This window comes from Bacteroidota bacterium (assembly GCA_016715945.1).
In the GTDB taxonomy this organism is placed as follows: Bacteria; Bacteroidota; Bacteroidia; order Bacteroidales; family F082; genus JALNZU01.
In genome coordinates, this window is record JADJXJ010000001.1 from 105,842 (window position 1) to 131,572 (window position 25,731).

At 51.9% G+C, this 25,731-nt stretch carries 24 protein-coding genes and 3 pseudogenes; 24 read left to right on the forward strand and 3 right to left on the reverse strand.

All coding sequences use genetic code 11. The annotated features are described in order from the left end of the window. The 9 genes and pseudogenes from IPM52_00360 to IPM52_00400 all read left to right on the forward strand — a co-directional run bounded on the left by IPM52_00360 (position 1) and on the right by IPM52_00400 (position 6,143). On the forward strand, positions 1 to 606 hold the full coding sequence (locus tag IPM52_00360; protein ID MBK9290081.1) for a DUF1801 domain-containing protein: 606 nt from the start codon (positions 1 to 3) through the stop codon (positions 604 to 606). Continuing rightward, positions 539 to 1,045 (forward strand): insulinase family protein, encoded by a 507-nt coding sequence (locus IPM52_00365; GenBank protein ID MBK9290082.1) that lies wholly within the window; start codon positions 539 to 541, stop codon positions 1,043 to 1,045. Before IPM52_00360 ends, IPM52_00365 begins: the two co-directional genes overlap by 68 nt. Continuing rightward, positions 1,042 to 1,917: an insulinase family protein gene (locus IPM52_00370; GenBank protein ID MBK9290083.1), complete on the forward strand. Its 876-nt coding sequence runs from the start codon at positions 1,042 to 1,044 to the stop codon at positions 1,915 to 1,917. The genes IPM52_00365 and IPM52_00370 overlap by 4 nt, the downstream gene beginning before the upstream one ends. A gap of 84 nt (positions 1,918 to 2,001) precedes the next feature. Then, positions 2,002 to 2,373 carry a hypothetical protein gene (locus IPM52_00375; protein MBK9290084.1) on the forward strand — a complete coding sequence of 124 codons (372 nt, stop codon included), beginning with the start codon at positions 2,002 to 2,004 and terminating at the stop codon, positions 2,371 to 2,373. Continuing rightward, on the forward strand, positions 2,319 to 3,203 hold the full coding sequence (locus tag IPM52_00380; protein MBK9290085.1) for a hypothetical protein: 885 nt from the start codon (positions 2,319 to 2,321) through the stop codon (positions 3,201 to 3,203). The genes IPM52_00375 and IPM52_00380 overlap by 55 nt, the downstream gene beginning before the upstream one ends. Positions 3,204 to 3,417: 214 nt before the next feature. Further along, a pseudogene (locus IPM52_00385) lies at positions 3,418 to 3,911 on the forward strand (RNA polymerase sigma factor). Then, a complete protein-coding gene (locus tag IPM52_00390) occupies positions 3,908 to 4,987 on the forward strand; it encodes a hypothetical protein (GenBank protein ID MBK9290086.1) in 1,080 nt (359 codons plus the stop codon). The pseudogene IPM52_00385 and the gene IPM52_00390 overlap by 4 nt, the downstream one beginning before the upstream one ends. 126 nt (positions 4,988 to 5,113) lie before the next feature. After that, on the forward strand, positions 5,114 to 5,839 hold the full coding sequence (locus IPM52_00395) for a hypothetical protein (GenBank protein ID MBK9290087.1): 726 nt from the start codon (positions 5,114 to 5,116) through the stop codon (positions 5,837 to 5,839). Then, a complete protein-coding gene (locus IPM52_00400) occupies positions 5,799 to 6,143 on the forward strand; it encodes a hypothetical protein (protein MBK9290088.1) in 345 nt (114 codons plus the stop codon). The genes IPM52_00395 and IPM52_00400 overlap by 41 nt, the downstream gene beginning before the upstream one ends. A 37-nt stretch (positions 6,144 to 6,180) precedes the next feature. Here IPM52_00400 and IPM52_00405 read toward each other — a convergent pair whose 3' ends face one another. Then, on the reverse strand, positions 6,181 to 6,633 hold the full coding sequence (locus tag IPM52_00405; protein MBK9290089.1) for a hypothetical protein: 453 nt from the start codon (positions 6,631 to 6,633) through the stop codon (positions 6,181 to 6,183). Positions 6,634 to 6,669: 36 nt separating this feature from the next. Here IPM52_00405 and IPM52_00410 point away from each other — a divergent pair. The 10 genes and pseudogenes from IPM52_00410 (at position 6,670) to IPM52_00455 (ending at position 15,638) form a co-directional block, all read left to right on the forward strand. Beyond that, a pseudogene (locus tag IPM52_00410) lies at positions 6,670 to 7,918 on the forward strand (DNA polymerase III subunit gamma/tau). Next, on the forward strand, positions 7,915 to 8,496 hold the full coding sequence (locus IPM52_00415; GenBank protein ID MBK9290090.1) for a hypothetical protein: 582 nt from the start codon (positions 7,915 to 7,917) through the stop codon (positions 8,494 to 8,496). Before IPM52_00410 ends, IPM52_00415 begins: the two are co-directional and overlap by 4 nt. Before the next feature lie 27 nt (positions 8,497 to 8,523). After that, the gene (locus IPM52_00420; protein MBK9290091.1) at positions 8,524 to 8,871 is read left to right on the forward strand and encodes a DUF1801 domain-containing protein; all 348 of its coding nucleotides are present in this window, start codon (positions 8,524 to 8,526) and stop codon (positions 8,869 to 8,871) included. A gap of 95 nt (positions 8,872 to 8,966) precedes the next feature. Beyond that, positions 8,967 to 10,238, forward strand: coding sequence for an insulinase family protein (locus IPM52_00425; protein ID MBK9290092.1), 1,272 nt, complete (start codon positions 8,967 to 8,969; stop codon positions 10,236 to 10,238). Beyond that, complete coding sequence (locus IPM52_00430; protein ID MBK9290093.1) at positions 10,189 to 10,437, forward strand: hypothetical protein; 249 nt, start codon at positions 10,189 to 10,191, stop codon at positions 10,435 to 10,437. Before IPM52_00425 ends, IPM52_00430 begins: the two co-directional genes overlap by 50 nt. Positions 10,438 to 10,934: 497 nt before the next feature. After that, on the forward strand, positions 10,935 to 11,771 hold the full coding sequence (locus IPM52_00435; protein ID MBK9290094.1) for an insulinase family protein: 837 nt from the start codon (positions 10,935 to 10,937) through the stop codon (positions 11,769 to 11,771). 167 nt (positions 11,772 to 11,938) lie between these two features. Further along, positions 11,939 to 12,477 (forward strand): annotated as a pseudogene (locus tag IPM52_00440) (RNA polymerase sigma factor). Beyond that, complete coding sequence (locus IPM52_00445) at positions 12,428 to 12,982, forward strand: hypothetical protein (protein MBK9290095.1); 555 nt, start codon at positions 12,428 to 12,430, stop codon at positions 12,980 to 12,982. The pseudogene IPM52_00440 and the gene IPM52_00445 overlap by 50 nt, the downstream one beginning before the upstream one ends. After that, positions 12,969 to 13,508, forward strand: a complete 540-nt coding sequence (locus tag IPM52_00450; GenBank protein MBK9290096.1) for a hypothetical protein — start codon at positions 12,969 to 12,971, stop codon at positions 13,506 to 13,508. The genes IPM52_00445 and IPM52_00450 overlap by 14 nt, the downstream gene beginning before the upstream one ends. A 126-nt stretch (positions 13,509 to 13,634) precedes the next feature. Next, positions 13,635 to 15,638: a T9SS type A sorting domain-containing protein gene (locus IPM52_00455; GenBank protein MBK9290097.1), complete on the forward strand. Its 2,004-nt coding sequence runs from the start codon at positions 13,635 to 13,637 to the stop codon at positions 15,636 to 15,638. A 153-nt stretch (positions 15,639 to 15,791) separates the two neighbouring features. On the opposite strand, the gene IPM52_00460 is transcribed toward IPM52_00455, so the two are convergent. Next, entirely contained in the window at positions 15,792 to 16,199 is a 408-nt protein-coding gene (locus IPM52_00460; protein ID MBK9290098.1) for a hypothetical protein, read from the reverse strand. Positions 16,200 to 16,354: 155 nt separating this feature from the next. Between IPM52_00460 and IPM52_00465 the strand changes: the two genes are divergently transcribed. The 3 genes from IPM52_00465 to IPM52_00475 all read left to right on the forward strand — a co-directional run bounded on the left by IPM52_00465 (position 16,355) and on the right by IPM52_00475 (position 20,811). After that, positions 16,355 to 18,175, forward strand: coding sequence for a T9SS type A sorting domain-containing protein (locus IPM52_00465; GenBank protein ID MBK9290099.1), 1,821 nt, complete (start codon positions 16,355 to 16,357; stop codon positions 18,173 to 18,175). A gap of 437 nt (positions 18,176 to 18,612) precedes the next feature. Then, positions 18,613 to 20,382, forward strand: coding sequence for a M20/M25/M40 family metallo-hydrolase (locus IPM52_00470; GenBank protein ID MBK9290100.1), 1,770 nt, complete (start codon positions 18,613 to 18,615; stop codon positions 20,380 to 20,382). A 48-nt stretch (positions 20,383 to 20,430) separates the two neighbouring features. Continuing rightward, positions 20,431 to 20,811, forward strand: coding sequence for a GtrA family protein (locus tag IPM52_00475; protein MBK9290101.1), 381 nt, complete (start codon positions 20,431 to 20,433; stop codon positions 20,809 to 20,811). Between the two features lie 78 nt (positions 20,812 to 20,889). Here the strand turns inward: IPM52_00475 and IPM52_00480 are convergent, their stop codons facing one another. Continuing rightward, entirely contained in the window at positions 20,890 to 21,417 is a 528-nt protein-coding gene (locus IPM52_00480) for a DUF479 domain-containing protein (protein MBK9290102.1), read from the reverse strand. Positions 21,418 to 21,618: 201 nt separating this feature from the next. Here IPM52_00480 and IPM52_00485 point away from each other — a divergent pair, with 201 nt between their 5' ends. Together IPM52_00485 and IPM52_00490 are read left to right on the forward strand one after the other, a co-directional pair. Beyond that, a complete protein-coding gene (locus tag IPM52_00485; protein MBK9290103.1) occupies positions 21,619 to 22,950 on the forward strand; it encodes an MATE family efflux transporter in 1,332 nt (443 codons plus the stop codon). 213 nt (positions 22,951 to 23,163) lie between these two features. Beyond that, positions 23,164 to 25,293, forward strand: coding sequence for a S9 family peptidase (locus IPM52_00490; GenBank protein ID MBK9290104.1), 2,130 nt, complete (start codon positions 23,164 to 23,166; stop codon positions 25,291 to 25,293). The last annotated feature ends 438 nt before the right edge of the window (positions 25,294 to 25,731 follow it).

Below are 25,731 nucleotides of genomic sequence, written 5' to 3' on the forward strand. Positions count from 1 at the left end.
ATGAAGATTCCTGAGGAAGTTCTCGATTACATCGCGCAGGCCCCTGAGCAGCAACAGCAAATCATGAAACAACTGATTGATTTGATTGACCGGGAAATACCGGAGGCCAGCGTGAGTTTCAAATGGAGCCAGCCTGTTTTTGCCTGCGGAAAAGACTTTGCTTATTTCAAAACAGGAAAAAAGGAATTCACCCTGGGCTTTTCCGACAGATCGAAGCTCACCGATACCCGGCAACAGCTCCAGGGCACCGGCAAAGCTTTATGCCATGTGAAAATAAAAAGCCCGGATGAGCTGGCGGATTTTCCCTCAGCCTGTGGCTCCGGCAGGCTGCCGGAATTGATCGCTGACCGAAACCTGAAAGATTTTGAACCTCAACTTGATTTCAGGTGTTTTTACTGCTTAGTTATTGCACTTTCAACCAATGAATATTCAATCCTGCACCATGAAAAAAATCCTCCTTTCGCTTTTCAGTTTGTTGCTGATTGCAACGGCTGTGTCGCAGCCTTTGTTGCAAAAGCCCGTTCAGCTCGACCCGAACGTGAAAACAGGTCAGCTCAAAAACGGACTCACCTATTACATACAGCGCAATACCACACCTCCCGGTAGGGTGGAGCTCCGGCTGGCTGTGAATGCCGGCTCGATTCTGGAAGACGATGACCAGCAGGGACTGGCGCATTTTGTGGAGCACATGGCGTTCAATGGCACCAGGCGTTTCAGTAAGAATGCGTTGGTCAACTTCCTGGAGCGTTCGGGTGTACGTTTCGGCCCCGACCTGAATGCCTATACCAGTTTCGACGAAACGGTTTACATGCTTCAGATGCCTACCGACCGGCCAGGGCTGGTTGATTCGGCCTTTATGGTGCTCGAAGAATGGGCAGCCTGGGTAGCCATGGAAGGGGAGGAGATCGACAAAGAGCGTGGTGTGATTCGCGAAGAGTGGCGCCTGGGCCTGGGTGCCGAAGACCGCATGCGGAAAAATACTTCCCGGTCATCTTCAACGGCTCACGATATGCCGACCGCCTTCCGATCGGTACACTGGGAGTGATCGACACAGCCAGCCACGAAACCCTGAGGCGTTTCTACCGCGACTGGTACCGTCCGAACCTTCAGGCCGTGGTCGTGGTGGGCGACATTGATCCGGCCTACGCAGAAGCCAAAATCAAAAAACACTTTGGCCACCTCAAAAACCCCAAAAGGCAACGCGAACGCACGGTGTTCGGGGTGCCCGACAACATCGAACCCCTGGTAGCGATGGCCACCGATCCCGAGGCTACCAGCAGCGTTTTCAGGCTGATGTACAAGCATCCCCGCAAAACTGTGCACACCTGGGCCGATTACCGCGAAGTGCTGATGCAGCGCCTCTACAGCAGCATGATGGCTGCCCGCTTTGCCGAACTCAACCAGAAACCCGAATCTCCCTTTTATCACCGCTTCATCGTTTTACGGGGGCTTTATGGGGCGGGCCATCAACGCACTTACCTCGTTTGCAGCCATCAAGGAAAACCGCATCGAAGATGCCATCACGCGCCTGGTGATGGAAAACGAGCGGGTGCGTCGCCATGGATTTACCCTCGGCGAACTCGAACGTCAGAAAACCGAACTCCTTGCCTCGGCCGAACGCCGCTTCCGCGAGCGCGACAAAACCAACTCGGCATCGCTGGTCATGCGGCCTACACCGCACACTTCCTCCAGCGGTCGCCGGTGCCTGGACCTGAGCTCGAACTCCAGATGATCCGCGAATTGCTGCCTACAATCACCCTGCAGGATATGAACGCCCTTGCCCCGGCATGGATTACCGAACATAACATGGTGGCCGTGCTCACCGCACCCCAGCGCGACGATCTCCCGGTGCCCGACGAAACACGCGTATTGGAACTCATCCAGGAGGCCAGGAAGCTCGGGGTGGAAACCTTATGAAGATACATTTACCGATGCGCCTCTGATGAGTAACAAGCCTGAGCCTCTGGCGGTTATGCCGCAGGCTGAAGACAAAGGCCAGGGGTGCGCGAATATGTGCTGAACAACAACATCAGGCTTGTTGTAAAGCCCACCGACTTTAAAAACGACGAAATCCTGATCAATGCCTTTCTGCCCGGCGGCATCTCGCTGGCTCCGGATGAGGCTGTGTTTGCGGCAAGCGTGATGCCCCGCATGATCCAGGGCAGCGGCATAGGCGAATTCAGCGCCGTTGACCTACAGAAGAAGCTGGCCGGACAACAGCTTAACCTGCAGCCTTTGCCGAAGAGTTCCGCCATGGATTCCGTGGCAACGCCAGTCCGAAAGACTTCGAAACCCTGCTCCAGCTGCTGTATCTGCATATGCAGGGTGCCCGCCGCGATGCTGATGCATTTGAAGCCCTGCGCTCGCAGCTGATGAGTCAGATGCGGTTTGTGCGCGCCAACCCCCGAGTGGTGTTCAGCGACACCCTCACCAGACTGCTCGCCAACAACCACCCCCGCGCATTTGCCGTGCCCGATGCCAGCCAGATGGAAAACCTCAGGCCGGAAGTGGTTTATTCCTTGTACGACAAAATGTTCACCGATGCCAATGGCCTCACCGTGATTGTGGTGGGCAACATCAGCGAGGCGCAGTTGCCCATGCTGGCCGCCTACCTCAATGCTTTGCCGGCCGGCCGCCTGCAATTGCAATGGAAAGACCATGGCATGCGTTTTCCGCCGCAAACTATTGATGCCAAAGTGTTTGCAGGCACTGAGAACCAAAGCCAGGTGGCTGTCAACTTCAACAGTCCGTTCGACTGGAACGACCGCAACCGCCTGCTGATGAACCTGGCAACCAGGGCCTACAACATCAAGCTGCGCGAAAACATGCGCGAAGAACTGGGGTGGGGTGTATGGCGTCAGCGCCCGCGGCAACGCAAACAGGCTGCCAGCTCCCACCCTGACCATCAGCGTAGGCTGGGGTACCAATCCATCACTGGTGGATACACTCTCCTCCGTGGTGTTCGAACAGATGCGCCAGATCATGCAGCATGGCCCCACGCCCGAAGACCTTGCCAAGGTGAAAGAAACCGCAATCCGCGAACGCGAAACCAACGAAAAACAAAACAACTTCTGGAGCAGCTACCTCGATTTCAGCTACTTCAACAACACCCCCCTGGCAGACTTCGACGAATTCAGGGCTGCAGTGGAATCGGTGAGCATAGCCGAAATCCGCGAATTTGCATCCAGATATTTCAAACCTGAGCACTACCTGCGCGTTACCCTTTATCCGGAGAACATGCGGGAATAAAACATTAAGTTTCTTCTCATAGCCACACGGAAAATCCCCTGGCCGATTGATGTTGACCTGTCGTCCGGCAATCCTGCAAGGGGTTTTCCGTATTTTTATGTGAATTTTGGTGCGTTGCTGTAACTTTCAACAGGCACAGGCGTCTATAATTGCATCGAACAACATCGGATGACCCGGAAGGAATACAATCAGGCGGTGCAGCTTTATGCCGACAACATCTATAGATTTGTCCTGAAAAATCTTCGGGATGCCGAACAAGCCCGCGATGTGGTGCAGGATACCTATGCCAAGGTGTGGCTCAAAGTGGACGATATCGAGTTCAGCAAAGCCAAGTCTTATCTTTTACCACAGCCTACAACACCATGATCGACCTGATCAGGCGCGAAGAACGTCGCAGGGCCAATATGCCGCTGCAACAGGCCGGAGTTGCCTACAACCAGTTCAGCGACCTGCAGGAGGTGCTCAGCCAGGCCCTGGCCACCCTGCCCCAGCAGCAGCAATCGCTTGTGCTGCTGCGCGATTACGAAGGCTACAGCTACGAAGAGATAGGTCAGATCACAGGCCTGAGCGAGTCGCAGGTGAAAGTCTATATCTTTCGCGCCCGCCAGGCCATGCGCAATTATATCAGAAGTCTGGATTACGTTTTGGAGGAAAAACCATGAGCATCAAGCTGGAAAATTACGAGGCCTTGCTGCTCGACTACATTGAGGGCAGGCTCGACGCGCAAACCGCCCTTGCATTGCAGCGGTTCATCCAACAGCATCCCGAGCTCGGCAGCTGGGAAGAGCTCACCGGGGAGCTTCCGGAACTTGAAGCCGAACGTGTACTATTTGACCAAAAAGAGGCGCTGAAAAAACCTGAGATCATCGCTTGCGAAGGTATCGACGAGTCGAATTTCGGAGAAATGTTTTCCGCCTGGCACGAAGGCGAGCTGACAGAATCCCAACGGCAGGCAGTTGCCAAATTCCTGTCGCTCAATCCCTCTCTCGAGGATGATTTTCGTCTGGCCGGTATGGTGTACCTCAGGCCGGATGAGAAGATTGTCTTTGCCGGCAAAAGCGAGCTGATGCGCAAAGCTGTTGTTGTTAAGCTACTCACTGCCAGATATATAAGCGCAGCAGCAAGTATTGTCTTAATGTTCACCCTCGGGTGGTGGTGGATGGGCCGGACGCCTACGGACAAGCAATCCCTGCAGGCTGTGGCGGCTGTTGAATTACCCACGGAAAACGACAGCCCTGCGACGCCAGCCTATGTTCAGGCCGGAGAAACTTTTGGCAACCCATTGCAATCACAAGTTGAGAAAACTAATGTGATCCGGTATGCAGAAGCCGGATTCCCTGCCGGGAATGAGGAACGGCAATTCAGGGAGTATCTTCCTGAATTGCCTAAAAAACAGGCGGTTAACATTGAGTTTGCCCGTGGAGTACAGCCGTTGCGCATTACCGACGACCTCGAAACACGCCTGATGATCGCCATGTTGTTCGAAAGTGAGCCTCAGATGGGAAGTGTTTCCACCGGGTCAAGGTTCAGTAATCTTATCTCTGGACTCGGTCGTGCAATCAACAAGGTGCAGCTGCCCGAGCAAATCCGGCCGGACAACCTGCTTGCAATCGGGATAGGTGTGTACAATACGCTCACTGACAATAATGTAGCTCTTGTGAAGGAATACGAGTCAGGGCAGTTGCAGGCCTTGATGATCGAATCCGACAGGATGGCAATTCGCAGAACAGTCCCATAAAGGACGCCTCTCAGGTAATTTTTTTGGTCAAATAAGTGTTGAAAACGGATTAACTTTCCGGAAAATTTCTTTTACTTTTGCCCGTAGCTAATTTGAAACCCGAATTATTAACCCAAAATCCGTTGTATGATGAAAAAATCTCTACTCCTTTCAGCCTTTGTGCTTTTGACAGGTGGAGCCTTGCTTGCCCAGAAAGCCTACACCTTTAAACAGCCCTTTCCGGAGCACAAGGCAGTGCAGAAAATGATGGTCGGCATTGAGCCTGTGAAAGAAGGCAATATGGCGCAGCCAAGGCCTGTTGACCTCACACCTTTTATGCCCCAGTACAAAAACACCAATGTGGTTACCGTGATCGACCTTGGTACTTCGGCAAATGCGCAAACGCTCAATCCCACAGTGACCGGCGAAAATATGCTGTGTCCTGAGGGCACGGGTGTGGTAAGTACACAGGTTTTCGACACGTATCAGTGGCACCGGCGATATTTAGGCAGTTCTCAGACACAGTCCTTGCCCGGGCAGGTGTTTCAGCAACTGGTGATGGATTACCACAATTTTGCTGCCTCCTATGTGTCGGTCACTGTGACGCAGGGCGGACAAACCGCTACCTCGCCGGAGTTTTTTGTGGACGGGTATGTTTTTTTGCCCCCTTTTGTCATCATCGATGGCACGTTTTCCATTGGCCCCGAAGGCGAGATTGTCTGGTGCCCTGGCGATAGCCTGAGCTTCGAGCTGGGAATGCCCTACAACACCAATATCACCTGGTATCGCAACGGGCAGCCCATTCCCGGAGCAGTTTCGGAATGTGCTCAAAGTGACTCAGGACGGTTCGTACAGCGTCAGCGCAGCCCCTGAGGTCTGTCCGGATTATATCCAATGGCTTGGGGTGCCACTTGAGGTGATTTACTGTACAACAGGGATCGGCGGAAAGCTTGTTTCAGGCATACGGCTTGTAGACAAGGGTGATGCGGTGTATCTCATGCAAGATGGCGATGCACTATGTGATCAGAGGCCTTATCGCATTTTCGATGGCATGGGCAGGTTGCTTGGCGCAGGGCTTGTGGATGCCGGCCGGATTCCGGTTGCCGGTTTGCCCCCGGGTTTGTTGATTATTCACACTGATGGTTTTCCGGCGTTTCGATTCATAAAAAACAGGTGAGTTATGGCGGTCAAGGGCAGGTATTCTTCAAAACGGCTTACGATATAAAATGCGGCTGCAAAGGGGTCGAAAGGCAGGGCCGAGCCGGGGTGAAACACGGGAAATACCCCTTAACCTCCTCAAGCGCAAATGGTTGCAGGTCCTGCATGTGAATCTCCCTGCTGAAAAGCAAAGGAGCCGCTTTCTGAAAGAGGTGGTTGCCCAGTGGCTTATCGCCGTAAACCAGCACCGGCTGAGCGCTTTGTTCCGCAATGCCCGCATCGGTCACCAGGTTGTGCTTCAATCCGAGCAGCCTGCCAAGCACAAGATCGAAGGCGTAGATCAGCCTTTGGGTGATGCGCGGCACATGGACAATCAGCTCTGTCATGGAGCCCAAAGGTAAGCAAATTGGTTGTGAGGAAGTCAGCTGTGTGGCATCAGTTTGCAAGCTGTTGAATTGCAGCCCGAAATAGGTATTTTGTTGCTGCGACGGCCGCAACCAAGGGGGCATTTTACTACTTTTACCGTCCGCTTTAAGCTTAGCCTGATGGATCAATACATTGTTTCTGCGCGAAAATACCGGCCTGCCACTTTCGACATGGTTGTGGGGCAGGCTTCGATCACCTCTACCCTGAAAAATGCCATTCGTAACAATACCTTAGCCCAGGCATTTTTTGTTCACGGGGCCAAGGGGTGTGGGCAAGACAACCTGCGCCCGCATCCTGGCTAAAACCATCAACTGTCTCAACCCCACGCCCAACCAGGAGCCCTGCGACCAGTGCGAATCGTGCATCTCGTTCCGCCAGTCGGCTTCGTTCAATATCCATGAGCTCGATGCTGCATCGAACAATTTGGTGGACGACATTCGCACCCTTGTGGAGCAGGTGCGCATTCCCCCGCAGGTGGGCAAATACAAGATTTACATCATCGACGAGGTGCACATGCTCACCCAGGCCGCCTTCAATGCGTTTCTTAAAACCCTGGAAGAACCGCCCTCATATGCCAAATTCATCCTGGCCACCACCGAAAAACACAAGATTATTCCCACCATCCTCTCGCGCTGTCAGATCTACGACTTCAAGCGCATCACCGTGGACGACATCTCTCGGCATCTGGCATATGTGGCTGAAAAAGAGGGTGTAAACATCGACGAGGATGCGCGCAACATCATTGCCCTCAAAGCCGATGGCGCCCTGCGTGATGCCCTCTCCATTTTCGACCAGATGGTGAGCTTCTCTGGTCGCAACATCACCTACCACGATGTGATCAGCAACCTGAACGTGCTCGACTTTGAGTACTATTTCCGTATGGTGGATTACCTGCTTCGGGCAGAGGTAAGCGGCATTCTGCTGATGCTCAACGAGGTCATTTTCAATGGCTTCGATCCCCAGCACTTTATGAACGGACTGGCATCGCATATGCGCAACCTGCTGGTGGCCTCGCGGCCCGAAACGGCTGCCTTGCTCGAGGTGTCGGAAACCTTGCGCGAACGTTACCGGCAGCAAGCCGCAGGATGTGATCCGAAGTTTCTGCTCAATGCCCTGGAAATCAGCAACGAGTGCGATGTAAACTATAGCAAGAGTTCCAACAAACGCCTGCTGGTCGAGCTCTCGCTGCTCAGAATGGCCTCAGCGGCAGGCAGAGAAAACGTTGTACCACCGCAAAAGATAAGTATTCCCGTACAACAGACTCCGCCCAGCCCGCGACCTGCGCCCTCGCCCCAGACTGCAACAACAAAAAACCGGAGACCGCTGCACAATCAGGTCCGGCCTCCGCTCAGGCCGCCACCCCGGTGATTCCTCCCGCTGCTTCGGCCGCATCGCCTGCCGCTCCGTCCGTAGCTCCGCCCAAACCTGAATCAGGTTCCACCAGCGGCTACCAGTCGGCCACTGCCACACGCACAGTCAACGAACCCAAGCCATCCATCCCCTCGGGCATTCGTACCATGTCCATTTCCAGGCCTGCCAGCCAGTCGGTGAACCAAAAAGCAGAGCAACCCATTCGCAATGCCCCTTTCACCCAGGACGACCTGACAAATGCCTGGAAAAGCTTTTGCGATTATTATTCCTCTGTTTCGCAGGCTTTTACGAATGCCGTCAGCGGACTCAAGCCCGAACTTGGTGAGGATTGGACAGTAAGGGTGAAAGTAAACAGCAAATACACCATTTCGGACAAACTCAACTGGAACGCTTTGCAGGAATACCTCTTCGATCGCCTCAACAACAACCAGTTTAAGCTGGTGCCCGAAGTTACCGATACGCCTGTAAGCCCGCCACAGCCCTTTACCGACAGGGAAAAATTTGAAAAAATGAAAGAAGACTATCCCTTCCTCACACAGCTGAGCTTCGACCTCGAGCTGGAGCCGGAGGCTTAGTTTCTCATCAAAAATATTCCGACACCAATGAAGATTCCTGAGGAAGTTCTCGATTACATCGCGCAGGCCCCTGAGCAGCAACAGCAAATCATGAAACAACTGATTGATTTGATTGACCGGGAAATACCGGAGGCCAGCGTGAGTTTCAAATGGAGCCAGCCTGTTTTTGCCTGCGGAAAAGACTTTGCTTATTTCAAAACAGGAAAAAAGGAATTCACCCTGGGCTTTTCCGACAGATCGAAGCTCACCGATACCCGGCAACAGCTCCAGGGCACCGGCAAAGCTTTATGCCATGTGAAAATAAAAAGCCCGGATGAGCTGGCGGATTTTCCCCTCAGCCTGTGGCTCCGGCAGGCTGCCGGAATTGATCGCTGACCGAAACCTGAAAGATTTTGAACCTCAACTTGATTTCAGGTGTTTTTACTGCTTAGTTATTGCACTTTCAACCAATGAATATTCAATCCTGCACCATGAAAAAAATCCTCCTTTCGCTTTTCAGTTTGTTGCTGATTGCAACGGCTGTGTCGCAGCCTTTGTTGCAAAAGCCCGTTCAGCTCGACCCGAACGTGAAAACAGGTCAGCTCAAAAACGGACTCACCTATTACATACAGCGCAATACCACACCTCCCGGTAGGGTGGAGCTCCGGCTGGCTGTGAATGCCGGCTCGATTCTGGAAGACGATGACCAGCAGGGACTGGCGCATTTTGTGGAGCACATGGCGTTCAATGGCACCAGGCGTTTCAGTAAGAATGCGTTGGTCAACTTCCTGGAGCGTTCGGGTGTACGTTTCGGCCCCGACCTGAATGCCTATACCAGTTTCGACGAAACGGTTTACATGCTTCAGATGCCTACCGACCGGCCAGGGCTGGTTGATTCGGCCTTTATGGTGCTCGAAGAATGGGCAGCCTGGGTAGCCATGGAAGGGGAGGAGATCGACAAAGAGCGTGGTGTGATTCGCGAAGAGTGGCGCCTGGGCCTGGGTGCCGAAGACCGCATGCGGGAAAAATACTTCCCGGTCATCTTCAACGGCTCACGATATGCCGACCGCCTTCCGATCGGTACACTGGGAGTGATCGACACAGCCAGCCACGAAACCCTGAGGCGTTTCTACCGCGACTGGTACCGTCCGAACCTTCAGGCCGTGGTCGTGGTGGGCGACATTGATCCGGCCTACGCAGAAGCCAAAATCAAAAAACACTTTGGCCACCTCAAAAACCCCAAAAGGCAACGCGAACGCACGGTGTTCGGGGTGCCCGACAACATCGAACCCCTGGTAGCGATGGCCACCGATCCCGAGGCTACCAGCAGCGTTTTCAGGCTGATGTACAAGCATCCCCGCAAAACTGTGCACACCTGGGCCGATTACCGCGAAGTGCTGATGCAGCGCCTCTACAGCAGCATGATGGCTGCCCGCTTTGCCGAACTCAACCAGAAACCCGAATCTCCCTTTATCACCGCTTCATCGTTTTACGGGGGCTTTATGGGGCGGGCCATCAACGCACTTACCTCGTTTGCAGCCATCAAGGAAAACCGCATCGAAGATGCCATCACGCGCCTGGTGATGGAAAACGAGCGGGTGCGTCGCCATGGATTTACCCCTCGGCGAACTCGAACGTCAGAAAACCGAACTCCTTGCCTCGGCCGAACGCCGCTTCCGCGAGCGCGACAAAACCAACTCGGCATCGCTGGTCATGGCCTACACCGCACACTTCCTCCAGCGGTCGCCGGTGCCTGGACCTGAGCTCGAACTCCAGATGATCCGCGAATTGCTGCCTACAATCACCCTGCAGGATATGAACGCCCTTGCCCCGGCATGGATTACCGAACATAACATGGTGGCCGTGCTCACCGCACCCCAGCGCGACGATCTCCCGGTGCCCGACGAAACACGCGTATTGGAACTCATCCAGGAGGCCAGGAAGCTCGGGGTGGAACCTTGATGAAGATACATTTACCGATGCGCCTCTGATGAGTAACAAGCCTGAGCCTCTGGCGGTTATGCCGCAGGCTGAAGACAAAGGCCAGGGGTGCGCGAATATGTGCTGAACAACAACATCAGGCTTGTTGTAAAGCCCACCGACTTTAAAAACGACGAAATCCTGATCAATGCCTTTCTGCCCGGCGGCATCTCGCTGGCTCCGGATGAGGCTGTGTTTGCGGCAAGCGTGATGCCCCGCATGATCCAGGGCAGCGGCATAGGCGAATTCAGCGCCGTTGACCTACAGAAGAAGCTGGCCGGACAACAGCTTAACCTGCAGCCTTTTGCCGAAGAGTTCCGCCATGGATTCCGTGGCAACGCCAGTCCGAAAGACTTCGAAACCCTGCTCCAGCTGCTGTATCTGCATATGCAGGGTGCCCGCCGCGATGCTGATGCATTTGAAGCCCTGCGCTCGCAGCTGATGAGTCAGATGCGGTTTGTGCGCGCCAACCCCGAGTGGTGTTCAGCGACACCCTCACCAGACTGCTCGCCAACAACCACCCCCGCGCATTTGCCGTGCCCGATGCCAGCCAGATGGAAAACCTCAGGCCGGAAGTGGTTTATTCCTTGTACGACAAAATGTTCACCGATGCCAATGGCCTCACCGTGATTGTGGTGGGCAACATCAGCGAGGCGCAGTTGCCCATGCTGGCCGCCTACCTCAATGCTTTGCCGGCCGGCCGCCTGCAATTGCAATGGAAAGACCATGGCATGCGTTTTCCGCCGCAAACTATTGATGCCAAAGTGTTTGCAGGCACTGAGAACCAAAGCCAGGTGGCTGTCAACTTCAACAGTCCGTTCGACTGGAACGACCGCAACCGCCTGCTGATGAACCTGGCAACCAGGGCCTACAACATCAAGCTGCGCGAAAACATGCGCGAAGAACTGGGTGGGGTGTATGGCGTCAGCGCCCGCGGCAACGCAAACAGGCTGCCAGCTCCCACCCTGACCATCAGCGTAGGCTGGGGTACCAATCCATCACTGGTGGATACACTCTCCTCCGTGGTGTTCGAACAGATGCGCCAGATCATGCAGCATGGCCCCACGCCCGAAGACCTTGCCAAGGTGAAAGAAACCGCAATCCGCGAACGCGAAACCAACGAAAAACAAAACAACTTCTGGAGCAGCTACCTCGATTTCAGCTACTTCAACAACACCCCCCTGGCAGACTTCGACGAATTCAGGGCTGCAGTGGAATCGGTGAGCATAGCCGAAATCCGCGAATTTGCATCCAGATATTTCAAACCTGAGCACTACCTGCGCGTTACCCTTTATCCGGAGAACATGCGGGAATAAAACATTAAGTTTCTTCTCATAGCCACACGGAAAATCCCTGGCCGATTGATGTTGACCTGTCGTCCGGCAATCCTGCAAGGGGTTTTCCGTATTTTTATGTGAATTTTGGTGCGTTGCTGTAACTTTCAACAGGCACAGGCGTCTATAATTGCATCGAACAACATCGGATGACCCGGAAGGAATACAATCAGGCGGTGCAGCTTTATGCCGACAACATCTATAGATTTGTCCTGAAAAATCTTCGGGATGCCGAACAAGCCCGCGATGTGGTGCAGGATACCTATGCCAAGGTGTGGCTCAAAGTGGACGATATCGAGTTCAGCAAAGCCAAGTCTTATCTTTTACCACAGCCTACAACACCATGATCGACCTGATCAGGCGCGAAGAACGTCGCAGGGCCAATATGCCGCTGCAACAGGCCGGAGTTGCCTACAACCAGTTCAGCGACCTGCAGGAGGTGCTCAGCCAGGCCCTGGCCACCCTGCCCCAGCAGCAGCAATCGCTTGTGCTGCTGCGCGATTACGAAGGCTACAGCTACGAAGAGATAGGTCAGATCACAGGCCTGAGCGAGTCGCAGGTGAAAGTCTATATCTTTCGCGCCCGCCAGGCCATGCGCAATTATATCAGAAGTCTGGATTACGTTTTGGAGGAAAACCATGAGCATCAAGCTGGAAAATTACGAGGCCTTGCTGCTCGACTACATTGAGGGCAGGCTCGACGCGCAAACCGCCCTTGCATTGCAGCGGTTCATCCAACAGCATCCCGAGCTCGGCAGCTGGGAAGAGCTCACCGGGGAGCTTCCGGAACTTGAAGCCGAACGTGTACTATTTGACCAAAAAGAGGCGCTGAAAAAACCTGAGATCATCGCTTGCGAAGGTATCGACGAGTCGAATTTCGGAGAAATGTTTTCCGCCTGGCACGAAGGCGAGCTGACAGAATCCCAACGGCAGGCAGTTGCCAAATTCCTGTCGCTCAATCCCTCTCTCGAGGATGATTTTCGTCTGGCCGGTATGGTGTACCTCAGGCCGGATGAGAAGATTGTCTTTGCCGGCAAAAGCGAGCTGATGCGCAAAGCTGTTGTTGTTAAGCTACTCACTGCCAGATATATAAGCGCAGCAGCAAGTATTGTCTTAATGTTCACCCTCGGGTGGTGGTGGATGGGCCGGACGCCTACGGACAAGCAATCCCCTGCAGGCTGTGGCGGCTGTTGAATTACCCCCGGAAAACGACAGCCCTGCGACGCCAGCCTATGTTCAGGCCGGAGAAACTTTTGGCAACCCATTGCAATCACAAGTTGAGAAAACTAATGTGATCCGGTATGCAGAAGCCGGATTCCCTGCCGGGAATGAGGAACGGCAATTCAGGGAGTATCTTCCTGAATTGCCTAAAAAACAGGCGGTTAACATTGAGTTTGCCCGTGGAGTACAGCCGTTGCGCATTACCGACGACCTCGAAACACGCCTGATGATCGCCATGTTGTTCGAAAGTGAGCCTCAGATGGGAAGTGTTTCCACCGGGTCAAGGTTCAGTAATCTTATCTCTGGACTCGGTCGTGCAATCAACAAGGTGCAGCTGCCCGAGCAAATCCGGCCGGACAACCTGCTTGCAATCGGGATAGGTGTGTACAATACGCTCACTGACAATAATGTAGCTCTTGTGAAGGAATACGAGTCAGGGCAGTTGCAGGCCTTGATGATCGAATCCGACAGGATGGCAATTCGCAGAACAGTCCCATAAAGGACGCCTCTCAGGTAATTTTTTTGGTCAAATAAGTGTTGAAAACGGATTAACTTTCCGGAAAATTTCTTTTACTTTTGCCCGTAGCTAATTTGAAACCCGAATTATTAACCCAAAATCCGTTGTATGATGAAAAAATCTCTACTCCTTTCAGCCTTTGTGCTTTTGACAGGTGGAGCCTTGCTTGCCCAGAAAGCCTACACCTTTAAACAGCCCTTTCCGGAGCACAAGGCAGTGCAGAAAATGATGGTCGGCATTGAGCCTGTGAAAGAAGGCAATATGGCGCAGCCAAGGCCTGTTGACCTCACACCTTTTATGCCCCAGTACAAAAACACCAATGTGGTTACCGTGATCGACCTTGGTACTTCGGCCAATGCTTACGGTTATGGTTATGCAGGTGGCCAGAAGTCGCTGGTGGCTGCTGTTCCTGAACTGAACATTGTAACCAACTTCCATCGCCTTGGTGGTGCCGCAGGTGGCACAGGCAACCAGCTGGGTTACGACATCTCGCTCAATGGTGGCCAAACCTTCACCAATCAGATTCAGATTTATAACCCAGCAGGTGCAACAGAAAACCCCCGCTACCCCCAGCATGGGCTGTATAATCCAGAAGGCAACACCGACATCAATAATGTCTGGATTCAGTATTTTGCCCCAACCCTCGACGGTTCGAACGGTGGATCGTGGGGTGGATATGGTTTTGGTGTAGGCAAAGTGGCCGACCCGAACGTCAAGACAAAACACAATCAAACCAGTACCCCTCCGGCGATTTACCAGTATATACCCGATGCTTACGACATCACCCGTCAGGGTAAAGTATTCGTTGTGGATGTGAATCAGGACTGGACATCTGGCTCCGTTGTTTACCAGGGAAGCTTACTTATCAATAAAGGCATTTGGGATGCCACCGACAACGATTTTGTCTTTACACAGGAATTGCTGCCTGCCCCGGTGGTTGAGGCAACGACAAGGCCAGCTGATGTAAAGGTGGCATTCTCCGAAGATGGCATGACCGGTTATATCAGCATGCTTGGTGATAACAACTCTGTCAACGTGATCAGTAATTCTCCCGGTTACTATCCTATCATCTTCAAAACCACCGATGGTGGCGAAACCTGGAGCGATGGTGTGGGTATCCAGCTTGGTGGGCCTACCGGTCTTCCCGGAATCGTTAACGAACTGCTCAGTGACGACCAGATTGCAGAGCTGTACAACCCACCGCTCCCTGCCCGTACCGAAATTCCCTATACCACCGCATTCGACCACGACATCGTTGTTGATGCCAATGGTAACCTGCATATCGCCGTAGTTGTGGGTGTGGTTGGTAGCAATGACTACAGCATCGTATCGTCTGATTACCTTTTTGCTGCATACGACATCTACACCACCGACGGTGGCACCACCTGGCATGCTGTGAAGCTGGGTAATATCCGCAAATTCCGCGGAACATGGCCCGACGATTATACCGAAGACAACCGCATTCAGATCAGCGCCTCGCCCGACCGCAACACCATCTTTGTATTGTGGCTCGACACCGACCTCGAAGCTGCCGAAGACAACACCAGGCCCAATATCTTTGCCCGCGGTATCCGTCCCAACGCCTGGGGCACGGCTGACCTTACCTGCGAAAACGGCCAGCCCGTGGCTACCAATGTCACCCTGTTCTCGGCAGGCATGTGGCAGGCCAGCTTCCATGCCGTTTCGGCCAAGAGTCTGTTTGCCGACAACAAATACACCATTCCGATCGCTTACCAGCCCATCGACCCGAGCACCAATCCTGTCGATCCCGTGCAGTTTAAGTACATCACCAATTTCTTCTATACCGACAACGATTTCTGTGTGGTAGGTAACAACGAAATTGCCGCCATCGAAGCACTGCAGGTAAGCCAGAACTTCCCGAATCCTTTCTCCGGCAATACCCATGTAAATATTACCCTTGCCAGAGGCAGCCAGGTGAAGCTGGATGTGTACAACCTCACCGGACAAAAGGTGCTCAGCCAGAACTATGGCTATCGCCCCGGCGGTCAGCACACCCTGCAGCTCAATGCCGATCAGCTGCCCACCGGCGTTTATTTCTACACCGTGGAAGCTAACAGCCAGAAAATTACACGTAAGATGGTTGTTAGGTAATACAACCGAAATATCTTTTTTAAGATTAAAGTAAGGCCAGCTAAACGCGGCCTTACTTTTTTTTGTTCTACCTGATTCATGGATCAGAATAACAATGTGCCAAAACAAAAAAAGCTACCCCTTTATGGCAGCCTTTGCATGTTCCCTGTTTTTTTAATAGCAATTTGTAAGATTGAAAGTATTAACATCAATTTGATAATACTCTCCATGTGTGAAGGTGTCAAAAATGGTGTTGCTTCCAAGATAGTTGCAACCATCAAGTTTGAAGCTGACATTTGCCGTAATATACCCCGAATACTGTCCATTTACCCGAAAAGTTATTTCTTGCGGTAATGTGGAGTAACTTAAGGGTTTTTCGATCGATCCAAAGCTGCCATTTCCAATTAGGACAACTTTTCCCTGGGAGAGATTTTGTCCAAAAGGCATGTCAGAAACAACAACTGTTACAGTATAATAGTCGGGCTTTCTTTGATCAAACGAAGGCTCTTTTGTAAAACCGCTTGCCAGTAGTATAATTGATGATAGCATTAAAATAACGGAGAAAGAACGTTTGTTTTTCATAGTGATTAATTTTTAATTGTTTGCAGTGGGGAACATGCATTGCAAATATAAATGAAAGAATGTTGGGAGAATATTTGTTGTTAATTAATAACACTGGGTATTTTGAGAGGATAAATTGCATATCTTGCTAACCTGTTTAACCAAAAACCTTCATCATGAAAAAAACTTTACTCTGCGGTTTAATTGTCACGTTATCAACCGGTTTATTTGCCCAGACCCCATTGCAGCTTCAGATGCAGAAATGGGCTGGCAAAGCCGGGATGGAAATGGCAGCCGATGCAGAGTCTGTTTCCTTGACAGGAGATCTGAATCCTTATGTTTCCGCCCTGGTTCCTCCGGATGTGGTTATCGGTCAGTGCCGCTACGACCGCCAGTCGAACTACTCCATGCAAAGACGCATGTATGTATATCCCGATGGCACCATTGGAGCCACCTGGATGCGGGCCATGAACGATCCCGGATATAGCGACCGCGGTACGGCTTATAACTATTTCGATGGCAACAGCTGGGGTCAGTGGCCAGCAGCCCGCATCGAATCCGTGCGTACAGGCTGGCCTGCTTATGCTCCTTTCGGACCTAACGGTGAAATTGTGGTGGCCCATACCGGAAATGCTACCGGACTAATCTTTAGCCACAGACCCACCAAAGGCACCGGGCCGTGGGAAAGTTTCACCCTTGCCGGTCCCGAGGGTCTTGATTTGCTGTATCCAAGAATCGTAACCAACGGCCCCAACCGTCAGACCATTCATCTGATTGTGCAGGTGCGTTCCACCACACCCTATCAGGGGCTTGCCGGCGCATTGACCTACAGCCGTTCGCAGGATGGTGGCCAAACCTGGGATATCCTGCATCAGGTGCTCGAAGGTATTGATGCCACCCGCTATCCCGGACATGGCGCCGACCGTTATGCCTTTGCCGAACCGGTAGGGGAGACCCTGGCATTTGTGACAGGAGACGGATATACGGACGTGTGTGTGATGAAATCGTCCGACAATGGCACAAGCTGGGAACGTATCGACTATTACAACAGCATCGACCCGTTCATGGATGGTAATATCGAATATCCGCTGCATGGCAGCCTCGATTCATACCACAGCATCGTGATTGATGATCTTGGACAGGTGCATCTAAGCTCCGGAAGACGGATTCACCGTACCGATGGCACGGGAAGTAAGCTGTATCGCCGCCCTTCGGATGGCCTGATATACTGGAACGAAAATATGCCTGCCCTCGATACCACCATCCTGAAGCATACCGATGCACCCGACGGGGTGCCCGAAAGCATTCTGATTGCCCGTGTTCAGGACAATGGCACCGACAGCATCGTTGGTATTCCAACGTATTATGGTTCGCTCACCTCCATGCCTCAGCTGGTGTTCGACCACGAAACAAAGTTTCTGTACGTCTTCTACAGCGCCCTTACCCTTGGTTTTGTGAACAACGACTATAACTACCGCCACATCTGGATGCGCTACTCCGAAGACTATGGCCAGACCTGGAGCCCACCGGTTGACCTCACCGGCGATATTTTCCACCTGTTCACTGAGTGTGTTTTTCCCTCAGCTTCTCCCACAGTCAACAACAAGGTACACCTGATCTACCAATCCGATGACGCCCCGGGCATGAGTGCCACCGACGAACATGCCGTGCGCGACAACAACATCGTCCATCTGACCATCGACCGCGTCACCGTAGGCCTGAATGAGCAAAAGCCCGCACTCATCGGCGTGGAACAGTTGTTCCCCAATCCGGCCAGCGATATAGCCAATGTGGTGATCAAAACCCGTGCAGCTGTCCCGGTAACCGTTCAGCTTTATAACCTCACCGGACAATTGGTTTCGAGCCAGCAGGCCAATCTGGCCTATGCAGGTCCGCACCGGATACAGATTCCACTCCATGGCCTCGATGCAGGATTGTATGTGGTGCAGGTGCGTGCAGGAAATCAAAAACTTGTGCAAAAGCTTGTAGTGAGGTAATTAACTTCTGACCCAACAAGAGCCGGGGCACTTTCCCGGCTTTTTTGTTTTTGTTTCAACAGATTTCCGAAAAACATGTAATAAAAAAAGCCACCCGGGAGGGTGGCCCAATTATGAAAAACAAACAAAACAAGTGTACTATCATTTTAACAAAATTTATGCCGGAAATGTAAGATGTTCATTTTCAATGAACAATTGAGAAGAATATATATCATCGCCTCTCATTATTGGAAGAAATTTCCAAAAAGGGGAAATTTAATGGTTGGTTCATTTTTTCAGAAGATTATTAAACTTTTTCACAGGCAGTTAGGTTATTAGAGCTTCGTGATGGTTTTCGGGAGCTGGATTCCAGAATTGGGAAAACAGGCAGCTGTGGGCTATGTTGTCAATAGGGGCACCTGTGGCCTTTTTAGTAATTTTGCGAAAAAATTCGCCAGATGAAGAAATTAAGGGGGCTATTTGCTCAGACACTTTTGTTGTGGCTCCTGGCCGGACATCATGTGCTCGACGCCCAATCAACCAAACTGGTCAGAGACCATGTGTTTACCTTAGCATCGGAGCAGATGAAAGGCAGGCAGGCAGGTAGTACGGGCGACCTGCAGGCTGCAAAATATATCCTGGATCAATTTGTGGAACTTGGCCTTACGCCCATGACCGGGGACGGATTTCAGCCATTGAGTCTGGTGGTGTCGGTTGAGCCAGGTAAAGGCAATACGCTTAAAATCAGCAATGAAGAACTGACCTACGGGGCCGATTACAGCCTGTATGCTTTCAGTGCTTCCGCCGCTGTAGAGGCGCCTGTGGTGTATGCAGGTTTTGGAATCGCAATGCAGAACGACAGCCTCTCGCGCGACGATTATCAAGGACTGGATGTGAAGGGAAAGTGGGTGCTTGTGCTTCGTGGCGAACCCATGCCGGAACGCAACAACAGCCCTTTTCTGCCATATGCCGATGCCCGCACAAAAGCTATGCTGGCCCGCGACCGTGGCGCCATCGGGCTTATTGTAAGCTCGGGCAAACGCAATAACCCTCAGGATGAACTTGCCCCGCTCGTTTTCGATCGTTCGGTATCGGATGTGGGAATTCCGGTGCTGGATTTGAAACGCAGTGCAGCTGATAAGTATTTGCTTTCCAATGGTATAGGTGCCGACAGCCTGGAGGCGCTAGCCATAGCCGGACAAAATGCAGAAGTCAGGTTTACAACCGGGGTGTCGGCCACAACCATGCTTGTGAAAAACACCGCAGAAACCCGTAACGTAGTTGCAGCTTTGTATGCCCGGCCCAAGTCGGAGGAATGGCTGGTTATCGGCGCCCATTATGACCATCTGGGCATGGGCGGACCGGGTTCAGGATCGCGCAGACCCGACACCCTGGCTGTGCATTTTGGGGCCGATGACAATGCCTCAGGTGTGGCAGGTATGCTCTGGCTTGCCAAACATCTGACTTCACAAAACGAAAAATTAAAACGCAATGTGATGTTCGTTGCTTTCGGTGCCGAAGAACTGGGATTGATCGGATCGCGTCATTTTATGCGCAACCTGCCCGTGCCCAAGGAAAACATCGTCGCCATGATCAACCTCGACATGATCGGCCGGCTCAACGAAAAGCAATCGGTTATGGCCGGAGGAACAGGCACATCGTCGATGTGGGAATCCATGCTTACGCGACTCAACGAACACATCGGCCTGAGCCTTTCGTTTTCTGCTGAAGGATTTGGCGCATCGGACCACGCATCATTTTATGCCGAAGGCATTCCGGTTTTGTTTTTCACCACCGGTGCGCACAGCGATTATCACACCCCCGGCGACACACCTGACAAAATAAATTTTGAAGGCATGCTCAAGGTATTGGATCTTGTGGGCGCAGTGAGCCTTGAACTCACCCAAAGCGCCGATCGACCCGATTTCAAAGAAGCCGGGCCACGCGAACGCGTTTCAGGCAGGCGCGGTTTCAGGGTTACGTTCGGCATTATGCCCGGATTTGCCGACACCGGCGGAAATGGCCTCAGTGTGGACGGAGTTACCAAGGGTGGTCCGGCCGATTTAGCCGGAATAAAGCGGGGCGACCGCATCACCGGCATCAACGGATTGCCTGTAAAAGATATCTACGACTATATGAACCGCCTCAAATCGCTCAAACCCGGCGAGCGTGTCAATGTGGATATCGTACGCAACGATGAGCCAATGATCCTGATTGTGGAGCTTTAAAACAAAACCTTGCAAAGTCTTTATCTTCAGCTTCTTGCCGACAACTTTCTGCTTAAGTTCATCCGTTTTGGTGCGGTAGGATTCAGCGGATTGTTTGTGGATTTCGGCACCACCTGGCTGCTGAAAGAAGTAGTGCGATTGCAAAAGTACCTGAGCAATGCCATAGGATTTATGGCAGCAGCCAGTTCAAACTACCTGCTCAACCGCTGGTGGACTTTTCAGAGTACCAATCCCAATGTGATGATCGAATACACGGGTTTTATTGTCATCTCACTCATCGGTCTGATCCTCAATACCCTGATGCTTTGGGTGCTGGTAAGCCGGCTGAGGATGAATTTCTATCTTGCAAAAGTTTTTGCCACGGCCCTGGTGATGGTGTGGAACTTTGTAGCCAACCTCGTGTTTACCTTCAACGGGATGTCGCTCTGACAGAAATCTGTCATTTTTTCCCAATGCATTATGAATCAATTATTTAGTGCTGCTAATCGGCCTTAAACCGGGGAGGAGCTAGGTTTCATTTTCGAGGAACTGCTCCGCAAGCTGGCACAGCTCGGGCCAGAAAGCGGCAAACGCATCTCCGACCAGTGTATAGTTCTGAAGCAATACCTTCACTGCTTGATCCATGCCGCTGACGAAGCTTGCCCTGCGGTTCATGCCGTTGAACACCCTTTGCAGGTCGCGCAGATTGGCATAACCGGCCAGCCAGTTTTGCGCCACCATCCAGGGCAGGATGCGCTTTGACCGGGCAGGCAGAATGCGGTAGTTGCGCAGCAGGGTGCGATACACATGCAGGGCAAATTCCGTCAGATCGCCCTTGCCATAGTGCGCCCAGCCAATGGCCAGAAAATGATCGAAATAGATGTCGAGCACCACCGGCGCATATTTCCCGAAATCGGCCGAAAGCTGTTGTGAGGTCTGCCGGACAAGCGGATGGTTGTCGGTAAAGGCATCGATGGCCCGGTGGAGTTGCACACCGCTGCGCATGGCATCGGGCAGCCTGGCCAGCATATCGCCTTTCACATGGTCAGCAACCATATTGCCAGTGAGTATCAGGGGCTCATTGCCCGAAAGCAGCGCATGGGCCAGAAAGTTCAGTGGTCAGATTTTTTTTGGCAAAACTAAGCATTAGGGTGCCAGATCACATGAATTTTTTCTTACCGAAACCGGGCAATACTTCTTATGCCTACTTTTGCACACTTTTTACGCAAATTACTGACTTCACCAACTGCTGAATACATGAGAGACCTGACAGCCGGAAAGGAGGGACAGCTGATCCTGCGCTTTACCATCCCCATGCTCATCGGCAATGTGTTTCAGCAGTTGTACAATGTAGTGGACAGCATCGTCATCGGACGTTACCTTGGCAATGAAGCCCTTGCCGCCGTGGGAGCCAGCTTCCCACTCATTTTTACACTTATTTCATTGGTTATCGGGCTTACCACGGGCGGAACAGTTATCATTTCGCAGTACTTCGGCGCGAAAAATTACCCGATGGTGATCCGGGCCACCCACACCACCTACATCGTGCTGTTTTGGGCTTCCATCCTGCTGATGTCGCTCAGCTGGCTGCTGGGAGGAACGGTTTTCAGGCTGATCGATTTGCCTGAAGAGGTGATTCCCCAGGCCGTAACCTACTTCAATTATTATTCTGCCGGCTATTTGTTTTTTTTTGGATTTCAGGGTACATCGGCCATTTTGCGTGGTCTGGGCGATTCCAAAACACCACTTTACTTTCTGATGATCAGCACGGTGGTAAACATTGTCCTCGACCTGTTGTTTGTGGCTGTTTTTGGCTGGGGCATCGAAGGAGTGGCTGTTGCCACCATCATTGCACAGGCCGGCGCTTTCTTTACACTTGTACTTTATCTGAACAGGCGCAATGAATTGCTGAAATTCAATCCCTTACAAATGCGCTTCGATCGGGCTGTTTTCCTCAGGAGCGTGCAGATTGGTCTGCCCACCGGCTTTCAGCAGACCTTTGTGGCCTTGGGAATGCTTGCGCTCTATAAGGTGGTGAACATGTTTGGTACCACGGTGATTGCCGCCTACGCAGTGGCCATGCGCATTGATTCGTTTGCCAGCCTGCCGGCCATGAATTTCTCGGCAGCGCTTTCTTCGTTTGTGGGCCAGAACATCGGTGCCGGGCAGTTCGAACGCGTTCGCCGGGGCCTCAGTGCAACACTGCGCATGACCACCATCTATTCCTTGTCGGTCACAGTGATTGCCTGGCTGTTTTCGGCGCCCATCATGCGGATGTTTACTTCCGACGAAGCCGTGGTGGCCATTGGCCGCGACTATCTGCATATTGTGAGTATTTTTTATGTGCTGTTTTCCGCCATGTTTGTGCTCAATGGCATGTTGCGCGGGGCAGGGGATACCCTCATTCCCATGTTTGTAACCTTGTTCTCGCTTTGGGCGGTGCGTGTGCCTGTTTCGTTTGTGCTGGCAAAACACTTCGGTCCGGTGGGCATCTGGTGGGGCATCCCAATTGCCTGGGGACTCGGTGCGATTTTCTCCTATATTTATTATCGGACCGGTCGTTGGAAAACCAAACGGGTGATGCGCTGAGCAAAGCAGATTGTTTTCTGCAACACCGTTGAGGTATTATTCAATCTGCTATAATCCATTTTGCACCGGTAAAACCTGAGTGTTTTTACATGGTATATTGCCCATTTGATCGAGTGCAAGATTGGCTGGGTTTTGTTGTTTGGCCAAAGTTGCCCGTGCCAATCCTGAAATGCAAAGCCTTATTTTGTACCTTTGGGTGATAAAACTGAGTTTATGAAAAACATTATTTATCTGATTATCATTGTTATGCTATCAAATGCCTGCGCGTCCAAGCATAAGCCCCTGGTATATCCTGAAACCAAGCAGGTGGATCAGGTGGATGTTTATTTTGGTAATGAGGTGGCCGATCCTTTCCGTTGGCTCGAAGATGATAACTCGGACGAAACAGCTTTGTGGGTGGCAGCGCAGAATGCGGTTACACAGGAATATCTCTCGCGCATCCCGTTCAGGGAAGACTTGCGCAAGCGTTTCGAAACCATCTGGAATTATCCCCGCGTGGGCACGCCGTTCAAAAAAGCCGGGCGTTATTACTTCTTCCGCAACGATGGTTTGCAGAACCAGAGCGTTCTGTACACCATGAAATCGCTCGACGAAACACCTGAGGTGTTGCTCGACCCCAATACCTTCAGTGCCGATGGAACCATTGCCCTGGGTACGGTTAGTCCCTCACCCGGCGGCAGGTATTTTGCCTATGCCATCAGCCGTGGCGGCAGCGACTGGAACGAAATTGTGGTTATGGATCTCGAATCGCGCACCATGCTTGCCGACACCATTCGCTGGGTGAAGTTTTCGGGCATATCGTGGCTCAATGAGGAAGGCTTTTTCTATAGTGCTTATGATGCACCGGCGCCCGGACAGGCGCTCTCGGGCAGCAACGAATTTCACAAGCTCTATTTCCACAAGCTGGGAACTCAGCAAAACGAAGATCAGATCGTCTTTCAAAACAAGGACTTTCCTAAGCGCAACTTTTACGGCGGTGTGACCGATGCCGGAAACTACCTGGTGGTGCGCGAATCGCAGGCCACCTCAGGCAATTCGCTCTATGTGCGGCCCGCAGCAAACTTCAAGGCTCCGTTTGTCAAGGTGGCCGACGGATTCGATTTTGACTACAATGTGATCGATGAACTCAACGGCAGGTTGCTGGTGGTGACCAATTACCAGGCCCCAAAGCGCAAGGTGGTGCTTATCGATCCGGCAGCACCCGCTCCCGAAAACTGGGCGACCATAATTCCGGAATCGGAGCATGTACTCGGATCCGTCAGCCTGGCCGGTCCTTACATCTATGCCGATTATGTGGTGGATGCCAGCAACAGGGCCTATTTCTTTGATTATGATGGAAATATGGTCAAAGAGCTGGAATTTCCTACGCTTGGAACCACGGGAGGTTTCAGTGGCGACAAGGGCGATATGGAGGCATTTTATTCATTCACTTCCTTTACCTTTCCTTCCACCATTTACCGTTACGACCTTGAAAGTCACACTTCTACGAAATATTTTGCCAGCGAGGTGGACTTTAAGCCCGAAGACTATATCACCGAACAGATCTTTTTCAACAGCAAAGATGGCACGCGGGTGCCCATGTTTCTGGTTTACAAAAAGGGCATGCAGCGCAATGGCAAAAATCCGGTGCTGTTGTATGGCTATGGCGGTTTCAACATCAGCGTGATGCCTTCGTTTTCGGTGGCACGCCTGCCTTTCCTCGAGCAGGGCGGTATTTATGTATCGGTCAACCTGCGTGGCGGAGGCGAATATGGCAAAGAATGGCATCAGGCCGGTCAGAAGCTGAACAAACAAAACGTATTTGACGACTTTATTGCAGCTGCCGAATACCTCATTGCAGAGAAATATACCAATCCATCAAAGATTGCCATCATGGGCGGCTCGAATGGAGGTTTGCTGGTGGGCGCAGTCATGACCCAGCGTCCTGAGTTGTTTAAGGTGGCCATTCCAATTGTGGGAGTGCTCGATATGCTTCGTTATCAGTATTTTACCATTGGTTGGGCCTGGGCTGCCGACTATGGACGCAGCGACGAGAGCGAGGAGATGTTCCGTTACCTGCTGGGCTATTCACCTCTGCATAATGTGAAATCCGGCGTGGTTTATCCTTCCACCCTGGCGGTAACCGCCGATCACGACGACCGTGTGGTGCCGGCGCATACCTTTAAGTTTATGGCTGAACTTCAAAGCAAGCATGCAGGAAAAAACCCTGTGCTGGTGCGCATCGAAACGCAGGCCGGACACGGAGCCGGCAAGCCGACCTCCAAACTAATTGAAGAAAATGCTGACATCTATAGCTTCATAATGTACGAACTGGGCATGAAGCCTAAGTTTGCCGGACAATGATGATATTCTTACAAATCTAATAATGAAAACATCATTAAAACAAACGATAGCTATCATTGTGCCTTCTGAACCTTCCTATCAGGAATGCTCCGGATATCGTAAGCAATATTCCTATTCCTGGTGAAGGCACGATTGATGTCTCTATGCCGAAGTAGTTCAATGCGTTGAATATCAATAATATGAGGCCTATTGAAGAAATAAGGTAACCTAGGGATAGTCTTAGCTTTTTCATTGGAATATCACTATTAACAGGGTATTGTTAAAGTCAAAGATATTCCCTATTTGTGATAGGAAGAGCAGGTTTGTTATAAATGAATTTAGATCCGGTTCATCAAGTCTGATTGATTTCTCCTCTTTTCGAGCTTTGAATGGTTTGTTTTTATTTAGAATGATTCCAAATTACAAAAGCTTTGAACTTTCCTTTACGCCAATGTTGAT

Excerpts from the sequence above, each read along its gene's own strand:
- IPM52_00360 (MBK9290081.1), top strand. The coding sequence starts at position 1 with ATGAAGATTCCTGAGGAAGTTCTCGATTACATCGCGCAGGCCCCTGAG.
- IPM52_00380 (MBK9290085.1), top strand. The coding sequence starts at position 2,319 with ATGCAGGGTGCCCGCCGCGATGCTGATGCATTTGAAGCCCTGCGCTCG.
- IPM52_00390 (MBK9290086.1), top strand. The coding sequence starts at position 3,908 with ATGAGCATCAAGCTGGAAAATTACGAGGCCTTGCTGCTCGACTACATT.
- IPM52_00395 (MBK9290087.1), top strand. The coding sequence starts at position 5,114 with ATGATGAAAAAATCTCTACTCCTTTCAGCCTTTGTGCTTTTGACAGGT.
- IPM52_00405 (MBK9290089.1), bottom strand. The coding sequence starts at position 6,633 with ATGCCCCCTTGGTTGCGGCCGTCGCAGCAACAAAATACCTATTTCGGG.
- IPM52_00420 (MBK9290091.1), top strand. The coding sequence starts at position 8,524 with ATGAAGATTCCTGAGGAAGTTCTCGATTACATCGCGCAGGCCCCTGAG.
- IPM52_00425 (MBK9290092.1), top strand. The coding sequence starts at position 8,967 with ATGAAAAAAATCCTCCTTTCGCTTTTCAGTTTGTTGCTGATTGCAACG.
- IPM52_00430 (MBK9290093.1), top strand. The coding sequence starts at position 10,189 with ATGGCCTACACCGCACACTTCCTCCAGCGGTCGCCGGTGCCTGGACCT.
- IPM52_00445 (MBK9290095.1), top strand. The coding sequence starts at position 12,428 with ATGAGCATCAAGCTGGAAAATTACGAGGCCTTGCTGCTCGACTACATT.
- IPM52_00455 (MBK9290097.1), top strand. The coding sequence starts at position 13,635 with ATGATGAAAAAATCTCTACTCCTTTCAGCCTTTGTGCTTTTGACAGGT.
- IPM52_00460 (MBK9290098.1), bottom strand. The coding sequence starts at position 16,199 with ATGAAAAACAAACGTTCTTTCTCCGTTATTTTAATGCTATCATCAATT.
- IPM52_00465 (MBK9290099.1), top strand. The coding sequence starts at position 16,355 with ATGAAAAAAACTTTACTCTGCGGTTTAATTGTCACGTTATCAACCGGT.
- IPM52_00470 (MBK9290100.1), top strand. The coding sequence starts at position 18,613 with ATGAAGAAATTAAGGGGGCTATTTGCTCAGACACTTTTGTTGTGGCTC.
- IPM52_00480 (MBK9290102.1), bottom strand. The coding sequence starts at position 21,417 with ATGGTTGCTGACCATGTGAAAGGCGATATGCTGGCCAGGCTGCCCGAT.
- IPM52_00485 (MBK9290103.1), top strand. The coding sequence starts at position 21,619 with ATGAGAGACCTGACAGCCGGAAAGGAGGGACAGCTGATCCTGCGCTTT.
- IPM52_00490 (MBK9290104.1), top strand. The coding sequence starts at position 23,164 with ATGAAAAACATTATTTATCTGATTATCATTGTTATGCTATCAAATGCC.